Raw genomic sequence first — 9,989 nt, 5'->3', positions numbered from 1 at the left:
CACGCTCTGCGTGGGAATGCAGCCCGGGACGCTCCGCGTCCCACCCAAAGCCGAACGCGGAGCGTCCGTTGAGGCATTCCCACGCAGAGCGTGGGAACGATCAAGGTCAGAGAAAGCGCAGCAGGGCGGCGACGATGGCCTCGGGAGCGTCTTCCTGGACGAGGTGGCCGGCGTTGGGAATCGGGTGGAATTGTGATCCCGGGATCATTTTATGTAACGCTCGGCCACGCTCGATGGGGATCCACTGATCCTGCTCACCCCAGAGAATCTGTACCGGGCAGCGGATGCTCGGATACAAGTTTTCCGCTTCACGGGTATAGCGCTCGTCCATCTGCGCAATCTGCCGATAGAACGCCGCTTGCCCCGGATCGCCGAGCCATGGCTCAACGTAGGGTGCGAGTTCGTCGTCAGGAATCGCCCGGTGAATCGCCCCGCGAACGTAGGTCGGCACGATGGCGCGCTGGATGTAATCGGGCAGGCCGCTGAATGCCGCCTCATGCTGACGCACATGCTGCACGAACGGCGACCCCCACGGCGTCAGCGCCACCGGATCGATCAGCGTCAGGCTGCGGTAATCCTTGCCATTGAGCAGGTGCGTGCGCAGCGCCGTGGCACCGCCAAAGTCGTGAGCAACGACGTCGGGGTTTTGAATAGCCCAGTGATCGAGTAACTGCGCCAACAATTGATTTTGTACGCCAAGGGAGACATCGGCGTCGGGTTTTGCAGAGCGCCCATAACCGAGCAGATCGAAGCAGTGCACACGATGCGTGGCGAAAAAGAAGGGCGCGATGCGATGCCACACACAGGACGAGAAGGGCGTGCCATGCACGAACACCAGCGGCGGGCCGTCGCCACGGACCGCATGCCACACCGGCTGACCGTTGAAGTCGAAGACTTGATCCAGCAATCCGTTCGTCATGGGGCTGTCCTCCTCGCGTTTTTCAGCCACTAGCATAATCAATCAAGGCTGGCGTGTTGAAGTTTTATCAAGTGTTGGATGTCAGGTCACGCAAGTTCATTGTTCAGTAGTGTTTGTCTGGAAATGTTCATTGTTCATTGAATATGTCAGTAATGATCTGTGATGTATTGTTTTTGCTGTTTTTGCTCAGGCTGAGTAGTTTTGTTTTAGTTCTGCATTTGCCGTGTCGGTCTCGTTGCCAGTAAGTGGCGACAAACCGTGGGTCAGTGTTTTCTTGTTTCATATTAAATGGATTTATTGAAAATGGCTTTAGAGCAGTTCGTTAACAGTGAACATCAGGAATGGCACACCTTTGTTGATCCTGTGGGATTTAAAGCAGTTCTGTCAGCCTTCCACGGTACCGAGCAATACGAGGCGGCGCTCCGGTATTACGCCGCTGCGCAGGTACAGGAAACGTCAGAGGGTATGTTTCAGGTCATAAGTCTGTTGCAGGAAACACTGCAGACGTTAGGGCGAGGCTCTAACGATGAAGGCATTGGCTACTTGCGCAATAAAGTTGATGAATACCATCGGCGTCTGCAGAACACAGTGACACTTTCTGCAACAGAGGTGCCCAGCCAGATGCATTTTGTCTGGGTGGGCGGTGCCATGTTTGGCGCCAACCAGCGCGATTACTTCAACATCTGGAAAGCCCGGGCTCCCGAAGGTTTCACTTTCAATATCTGGTACGACCCGGACGCGTTGATGGCTTTCGATGTCAGTCGCACGCTCATTCAGGCGGCCAAGGCAGATGCCATGCGCTCGGGTGGCGACCAACCGATTTCCAGAGTTGCGCTCGGCCAGCTCTATGAAGAACGACTGGCCGTGCTGCGGCGTCAGGCGTTTGATTTCATCCACCAGGCGCAACGGCGCGGCCTTGGTGCTGACGAGGCACGTATCGAGTTTCTGGTCGAGGCGTTTGCCCAGGATAAGTCGCAACTGCTCGCTGCGCGCAAACGGTATTTGCAAAGCCATCTGGACATGGCCGACGACCGTGTGCGATTGCGCAATGCCCGAGAGGAATTCGCATCGCATTTCCTGTGGTCTGCTTATGACCGAGAAATTTCCTTGAGGGGTAACTTTGCAGCCGCTTCTGATCTGGTGCGTTTGCAAGCTGTCTATCAGGAGGGCGGTACCTACAGCGACCTTGACTACTTACCGCCATTGGTCAGCGAAATGGGCGGAGTTGATCTTTCAACGTTAAGCCATGAGGCTCGCTCAGGTGTCCTGCAATTAATACTTGATCACAATCGGCAATTAATGCCGGGTCGCGACGCAAGTCGATACAAGAATCTGAAAAAGCATATTCCGAAAGAGTACCTCCCCCCACTTGAAGCGTTTGCAGAAAGTAACCCGCCCCTTGATCGAATTTTTGCGCCCCTCATACGCCAGGCTGCTTCTGGCGATATGTTGGGTATGGGGGCCTCTAACCCGCCAACAGGTGATGTTGCGCCGAAATTGATGAATGCGTATATCGCTGCGCATCCGCGGGCGGGGATGACCAGCGCCACCCTGAAACTGATTCGTTATTACTACAATGTGATTGAAGCGGTAGAACTTCACTTGGATAAAACCGGGCGAGCGTGGAGTGATGAGAGCAGTTTTGGTGTTATTCAAAACATGTTGGATGAGGTGGACTTTCCTTTTTCCGGAAACGTGGCGTTAAAGCAGATCTGGCAGACTTATGAAGGAAGCATCATCAGTGCCATTGACGGTTACCATCGTGATGGTGTGGTGCCTGGAGCCGGAGGCACTATCGCCTTGACCGGGCCGGGAGCGCTATTGGTGGCGTCTCGTTTATTCACGGATTATCAATACACAACCCGCGGTGCCTCAGAAATCCAGGCGTCGCAATACCTGCAAGAGGGCTATAACACCGCGACTGAGGAGGAGTTGATCAGTGGCTGGATTGAACGCGCTGACGGCAACTCTGTATGGGTGCAAAACGAACAACAAGCCTGGCGCGACGGCAAATTCAAAGCGCGTTACACCGGCAATCTGCAGGAACTGCTTAAACCCGGCAATACGCTGACCTTCAAGCGCGGCTGGCCGGTGGTCGAGGGCAAGCCGGTGCTGGTGACCGCGATTGTTCAACGCCTGATCGATGATCTGGGCGACCCCTTTATCCGCGCCATGACCGACAAGCTCACGGGTGACGTGGTGTTCGAGAGCAATGCCAGTCTGAGCCTCGATGAACGCCGGCAGATACTCAATCAGACGATCGACGAAATACCCCAATCCATCGGGGCGCAGCATCCGCGTAATCTCAATGAGCTGCTGGTGCACCTGGAACGTGGTTCGCTGCCGCTTGAGCAATTGAGTCCGTTGCATCGGGCTATCATCGGCGGACTGTTTGGTGCACAGACTCTGGATGCCGCAGGATTTGCCGATGCCTGGCAAGCGGCGCAAGCACTTGCCAGTGAAACCGCCGACGGTGGCGTTTTCGCGCGTTTTAAAGCGATCGAAAAAGTCTTGCTGACGCGTCAGCCGCAGGCTTTCCAGGCAGCGTTGGCGCGCCAGGCCAAGCCAGGCAACCAGAGCGCCCATGCGCTCAAGGCACTGGCGTTGACTGAACCCATGACCCTCAAGCAATGGGGCCAGCGCATTGCGCAAATCAATAGCACCGCGCAATGGGAATACCGTACGCGGATTCTTAAATATGCCGCGAGTGTCCGTGAACAGTTTTTCAGCCGTGGCGCGGTGTCTGTCCGGCAATTGCCGCAGGCGTTTCTGGTGCACTCGCCGGGTGATCCCGGCCGTCGCTGTTATCCCCTGGCATTGCTCATGGCTGCAGCATTCAGCCGTGGCGAGGGTGCCGAGCGCGCCGTTATCGGCCGGGTCGCCAATGCCAGCCTGGACGCGCACGAAGCCGATTCCCGTGCCTTGCTGTCGGCACTGGACGATCTGAGTGATGTGCGCTTGTTCGAGGTCGGCACGCTGTTGGGGCAGCACGATCTGCCAGCGATCATGCAAACCCTCGAAGCGAAAACAGACACCGCCGTTCTGTTGCTTGATACCGGTAGCCACGCGTTGCTGGTGGCCAAAGTCGTGACGGGCGACAACACCAGCTATCGCTTCTTCGAACCGAATTTTGCGGTGTATGGTTTTGCTCAGGGCGCGTTGATGCAGCAAGGTATCGAAGACCATTTGCGGCGCGACGGCGCTGAATTGGCCGGGTTGTATGGGCTGGCCGATGCGACCGACTTGCAGTTCAGGGTGGTTGAACTGAACGCCGCCGCTATCGCTGAAACAGTGCTGCCTTCAAGTCTGCAAGTCGGCAGTCTGCTGGAGAGCGCGCCGATTGCCGGTGATCAGACCGTCGGCGTGTGGGATAAACAGGCCACGCTGCGTACACGCCAGCTCTCGGAAAACGCGCGAATGGGCGAAAGCCTGTCACAACTGGATGCTCGTTACCTCACGCGTGAACTCGATCTGGCGACCACACAACTGCGTGACAAATACGCCCTGAGCGGCGAATACCTGCCTTTGCTCGAGACGGTCAAGGGCAGCGTAGCGCAGGGCTTCAGCCTGACGATGGTGGACGCGCTCAATCCCGCAAAAACGGTCCTTGTCACTACCGCCGATACGCGTTTCATCAAAATCAAAAAGCATATTCAGCAACTGGTCGATGCGGTCTCCGGCAATGCCGGCGGTCCTGGAGCGGGAGAGGGTGGCAGTCGGCTGAGTTTCGCCTTTGCGATCCAGACACTGGTGACAGAAATGCGCAGTCGCGAGTATCAGCAAAAGGCGGGTTCAGTGCCGGCGTTGTCTATCGCCATGCAGGTGCAAGTTTATGTGAGTTACGCGCAACTGGCTTATGGCGTGGTAACGGATTCGGTGCAGATGATCAACCTGGTACGCCAGGTGGCGGCCAGCGAAGAGGCGTTGGTCAAACAACATGCTTCTTTGTCGGGACGGTTGCTCGGGCGGGTCTCGACCGGCGTCGGGATCGGCTTTTCGCTGGTCAACATTGGCTTCGACATCCATGGCCTGACGCTGGCAAACAATGATGAAGAGCGGTCGCGACTTACCACCCAGCTGGTGTTCAACGTGGCGGCGCTCGGATTTGACCTGACCGCATTGGCGGTAGGCGGGACGGTGGGTACGGTGGCGTCGTTTCTGGCAGTGCCGTTGCTGGGGCTCGGCATCGGCTTCACAGCGATTGCCAGCAACCTGGGGCAGATCAGCGACAAGGCCCGGGCCGTTGGCCGGCACCTGTTCATGATTCACGAAGCCTATGGGCAGGAGGGTGTCGAATGTGAGGACGGGGTATTGAGGTTTGCGGTTGAAGCGGTCATCACCGAGCTGGATTTACAGGCGCGTCGGGTAAGGTTCGACAGTCAGAAGTTTTTCCCAGCGAATTTCTCGACGCTGGGGCTGCCTGATTACAGCGCGAAACCGGAGGACATGCACCGGGCCATCAATATTCGCGAGGCGCTTGGCCGCGCGGACAGCTTTGAATTCGCCGGCAACAGTGAGCGGCAAATCCACGCCGTCGTGCTGCCCTGCACGCCGCTCTGTTACTACGGTTATGAATACCAGTTAGGGTCATCCGGGCATGGGCCGGACGAGGATCTTTTCTTGCGTCTGCGAACCTACCAGACGGTCTACGAGGGCAGGCCCGCGTACAAGGGTGGCATCGAGGCGATCAGCACCTCGTTTCCGAATATTCTCGATGACTGGAAGCAGACGCTGGAATTTGCCTGGCCTGACCCGGATCAGCGGTTCAAGTTTTTCTCCACGCCCTCACTGCCGCACATCCTTTACAAACTGCTCCCCGTCAACAAGCCGACCGCCATCACGGTGAAGCTCGATGAACAGGCCCGGCAGTTGGTTATTCCCGAATTGCCGAAGGAATGGCATCAGCTCATCAGTTACGACATCACCGGCCAATCCGGGGTCTATCAGCTCGGACTGACCCCGGGGATCGTCGCGGTACGCTTGGCGAAGTACGAACCCTTCAATGACGTGAGCTGGTTGATCAGTGCCCCTTGGGCGAGTGAAAAACAGGTCGGATTCGAGGGCGATGATCTGCTCGTCGACGGAGTCAGAATCACTGGCTTCAAAGGTTTCCTCCAGCTCAAGGGGGGCGAACGCTTTCAGTTTGATCGTGAGAAAAACACTTGGCAGTTATTGTCTGTCACGCTGAACAAGCGCACGGCTGAAAGCAGCGATGAACCGGTCGACATGGCCCTGGTGTTGACGCGCCTGCGTGCGCTTGCGCAGGCCAACCGGCTGGCAAACGGTTACGTGGCGCTGCATCACTTCATTGTCCCCTTCAACCGTGAATCCGATGTGCACTACACCACCGGTTATTACGACGTGGCCGAGAACCGAGTGCTGTACGTGCGCAACCTTCCGGCCTCGTTGCTTGAGGGCGTTGTATTGGGCGCGGTCTCGGGTCAGCAGGCGTGGTTCTATCACCCCGCGCACGCAACGGTATGGCGCGTCGACGTCAGCACCGGTCTCATCAGGCACGCCTATCGTCTGCTGAGTCCGCGGAAAGGTTCGACCATCATCGGCTGTGAGTTGACCGCTGATGGAAAGCTGCGCGTCGTCCAGGAAAAAACCAGGGATGAGACCACCCGCTACACCCTGGAATATCTGATCTCTGCCAATACGATCACCTTCTTTCATATCAACGCTTATGAAAGTCATTGGAATGAAGCGGTCGGCATGCAGGCGTACTGGAAGGCACCGTTGGATCGATTCCGCCAACCTGACCCGCAACTGGATGAAATTATCGCTGTGGATATACCGATGAGTACCTGGACCTCCGCGCCGTTTGTGGGGCTGCGTGGGTATGCCGACAACACGGCGATCCTGTCGGGCTGGCTGCGTTTGAGTGACGACAGGTTCTATGTGAATGACGATCAGCTCGCTCAGGAACCGGTGCAGCGAATCATGCTGATGTGGGACGAGTCGGCCAGTGACGCGATGCTGATCTACGATGTGACCCACAAGCAACTGCTACGGGTTTTTTCCAATCCTTCAGGCTATGACACCGCACTGGATGAAGTCATCGAAAGCAACGTGACAGAGCTGACTCATTCGGCAGGACGCTACATCCTGACGAAAGCCGATGGCCAACTGTTCGAGGTCGATAAAAATGCCGTGCTGACCTTTATTGGCGTCGGCAAGCGCTGGCTCGAACAGCACACGGACTGGCTGGGGGCACTGCCCGCGCTGGTCGAGCAGCATGGCAAGCAACCCATTCCCGTGATTGGCCTGGCGGGTTTCAGCCATGGCACGTTGCTCGCGGCCTGGTGTGTCGACAGTCAACTGTTAGTGAGCCAGGTCAGCCCCGGCAAAGAACTGGCGTTGCTCAGTCTGACCCCGGATGGCCAGGCGGCATGGTTACTGGATATCGAGGCAGGGCAACTCTATCGTCAGGCGACAGGTTCGTTAAAAGATCTGCGAGAGGTGTTTGCCACTGGCACACGACTGCTGGCGCCGGAACGACTGCCAGCGGCAGAAAAAGTCTGGTCCGAGTGGGCGTTTGTCGAGGTGGTCGCTGACGGCCAGGGGTTGCGGGGGCGAACGCGTGAAGGCGTGAACCTGGAGCTATTGGATCGACAACCTGCACGCATCGTCAGTGTGGAAAATCAATGGTCTCAAGCCAGAGACTCCGGTTTGTCGTTGCGCGAACGTCTGAGGGCTCTGCTGGCAGGCCATGCTCACGCGCCGATATTGCCGGTTGAAAGCAGCGGCGGGCGCTACACCTACTACGTTGCGGATCAGGATCATTTGTATGAGGTCAGCGCACGACCCGACGGGCAGTGGTCAGCGCTGTTGGGTGTCAAGAAACAGCAGGAAACGCTGCTGTTCGACCCGCAGGACAATCTGGTTTTCAATCGCGGATCAAGGGATTACATCTGGCTCACCGACAGCCATGCCGGCCGCGTGGGCGAGGTGCTCACGCTGGACAGCTCCGTAGAGATCAGTGACTTGCAGCCCTTGTTGCTCGACGGTGTCGAGACGCTGATCCTTGCTTTCGGCTCGTTGACGCAGACGAGCCGCGTGTCGCAAGAGGCCTGGCAGCGACTGGACTGTATTGTGCTGGATCGTCGGCGTGCGGCTGAAGACGGGGTATCGGTCGAGCACACATTGGTGTTGGAGATGGCCGGCAACGAGCGACTGCTGTTGTCCGAAGCGCAAGGGCACTTGATGCTGATCGATCCGGACAATGCGCATACCCTGATCGTGCGCGACGTCGAGCCGCAGGATCAAGAATCGCGTGTACCGATGTTCTTGCGCATGGTCATCGAAGGGCAGGAGCAGCGTTTGAATGTCGAGCAACTCATGACGGCCCTGCGGCGAACGCAGGAAGCAGGGGCGACCCTCGAGTTGAAGACGGTGATCGACGCACTCAGCGCATGAACGCTGTGAGCGGATAAAAAAAGGGTCGTGAGCAATGCAGCTCACGACCCTTTTGCATTTTACTCGCCGCGATAGATGCAACCGCTGGTGCAGGTCTCGTGGATACGGATCGCGCTCAGTTCCGGCAGCAATGGCTTCATTTCATTCCAGATGAATTTGGCCAGGACTTCGCTGGTCGGGTTTTCCAGACCGGGAATGTCGTTCAGGTAGTTGTGATCCAGACGCTCGTACAGCGGCTTGAAGATCGCCTTGATCTCGGAGAAATCGCGGATCCAGCCGGTGTGCGGATCGAGGTCGCCGCTCAGGTGAAGCGCCACTTTGAACGAGTGACCGTGCAGACGTCCGCACTTGTGGCCGTCCGGGACGTGCGGCAGGCGGTGGGCGGATTCGAAAGTAAATTCCTTGAAGATTTCCACGGTATTTTCGGCTCTGTTCAGATGGTGTTCGCCGCAGCGATTCGGGCAGGCGGCGAGTTTACCAGCTTGTGTTTGGGCGTGCTGACTAAAGGGTCAGCAAGCGCTCGGCGAGGCGACCATTGGCAGCCAGTTCGAGGAACTCATCACCCAGACGGCGGCTTTCGTCCATCGCCGCATGCCAGTATTTCTGCCGGCTCGGCGCATCGCCCATGAAGCGTTTGAAGTCATTACGATCGGGGAGTTTGCCGTAAGGCAGGCGCGCCAGATATTCCTTCGACGGCGCAAGCAACAGTACGTCCTGCAAGCGCTGCACCGAAGCCTTGCGCCACGGCAGGGTCTTGTCGAACCAGCCCGGAATCACCCGGTCGGTGAAGTGCGGATAGAGCACGATGCCGTCGCCGCTGTAGGGCAGGTCGAGGTGATAGTCGAGCAGACCGCCATCGCGGAAGGTGCCGGCACCGGCGCCCGGCAAGTCGCGCACGCCTTCCATGACCATCGGGATCGAGCCCGAGGCCAGCAGCGCCTGACGCAGGTTGCCGGCATTCAGGGCGACGAAGCGCGAGGGGAAGTCGTTCAGCGCATTCACCGGTGGCGCCAGACGCGGATCGTGGATGATCAGCCGTTCGAAGTGCCGCGACAGCCGCGCGCGGCCTCGCAGGTTGTCGGCGATCACCGAACCTAGTGCCAGGCCGAGGCGACCACGATGGTCATCAGCCAGACGGCCCTGACTTTTCACCACCATGATGTTCAAGCGGTAATGCGCGTTGTCGAGGATGCTCGCGTCGCGGCCATCGAGCAGGTCATTGAGCATGCGCTGCGAGCTCTGACTGATCTCGGCCATGGTCACGCCTTTGTTGAAGTTCTGCTCGGCGTACAGATGTCCGAGACGGCGGATGCCTTCGGCGGCGTCCGGCAGGCAGGCGCTGGCGAAGCGCCAGGAACCGACCGAGGCGCCGATCAGCGATCGCTCGCGCGGCGCACTCGGCAGCCATTCACCGAACAGCGCCAGATCCAGCCCCTGAATCCCCAACGCCTTCGGCCCACCGGCGGCGCCGGGCAGGGTGCCGACGTCAGCGGCGTTCAGGCCTTGCGCGCGAATCCGCGCCATGGCGCGAGGGCCGGCTTTAAGGGTGAGGGCGGGGAATTTGATGTGGATGGCGGTCATACCGGTCTCGATCGTTAGCAAGCAAACAATTATAAGCACATGTCACAAATTCCTGTAGGAGCTGCCGCAG

At 58.1% G+C, this 9,989-nt stretch carries 4 protein-coding genes; 1 reads left to right on the top strand and 3 read right to left on the bottom strand.

From position 1 onward, the window contains the following. Positions 1-106: 106 nt before the first annotated feature. Complete coding sequence (locus PMI37_RS30775; RefSeq protein WP_008088951.1) at positions 107-919, bottom strand: alpha/beta fold hydrolase; 813 nt, start codon at positions 917-919, stop codon at positions 107-109. Positions 920-1,222: 303 nt separating this feature from the next. On the opposite strand from PMI37_RS30775, the gene PMI37_RS30770 reads away from it, so the two are divergent. Beyond that, the gene (locus tag PMI37_RS30770) at positions 1,223-8,338 is read left to right on the top strand and encodes a TcdA/TcdB pore-forming domain-containing protein (RefSeq protein ID WP_008088949.1); all 7,116 of its coding nucleotides are present in this window, start codon (positions 1,223-1,225) and stop codon (positions 8,336-8,338) included. 59 nt (positions 8,339-8,397) lie between these two features. Here the strand turns inward: PMI37_RS30770 and queD are convergent, their stop codons facing one another. Together queD and PMI37_RS30760 are read right to left on the bottom strand one after the other, a co-directional pair. Then, a complete protein-coding gene (queD, locus tag PMI37_RS30765) occupies positions 8,398-8,754 on the bottom strand; it encodes a 6-carboxytetrahydropterin synthase QueD (protein WP_007915588.1) in 357 nt (118 codons plus the stop codon). Positions 8,755-8,839: 85 nt separating this feature from the next. Then, complete coding sequence (locus PMI37_RS30760) at positions 8,840-9,919, bottom strand: patatin-like phospholipase family protein (RefSeq protein WP_008088948.1); 1,080 nt, start codon at positions 9,917-9,919, stop codon at positions 8,840-8,842. Between the last annotated feature and the right edge of the window lie 70 nt (positions 9,920-9,989).

The organism is Pseudomonas sp. GM80 (genome assembly GCF_000282515.1).
Lineage (GTDB): Bacteria > Pseudomonadota > Gammaproteobacteria > Pseudomonadales > Pseudomonadaceae > Aquipseudomonas.
This window is presented reverse-complemented; position numbering and strand designations above follow the sequence as displayed.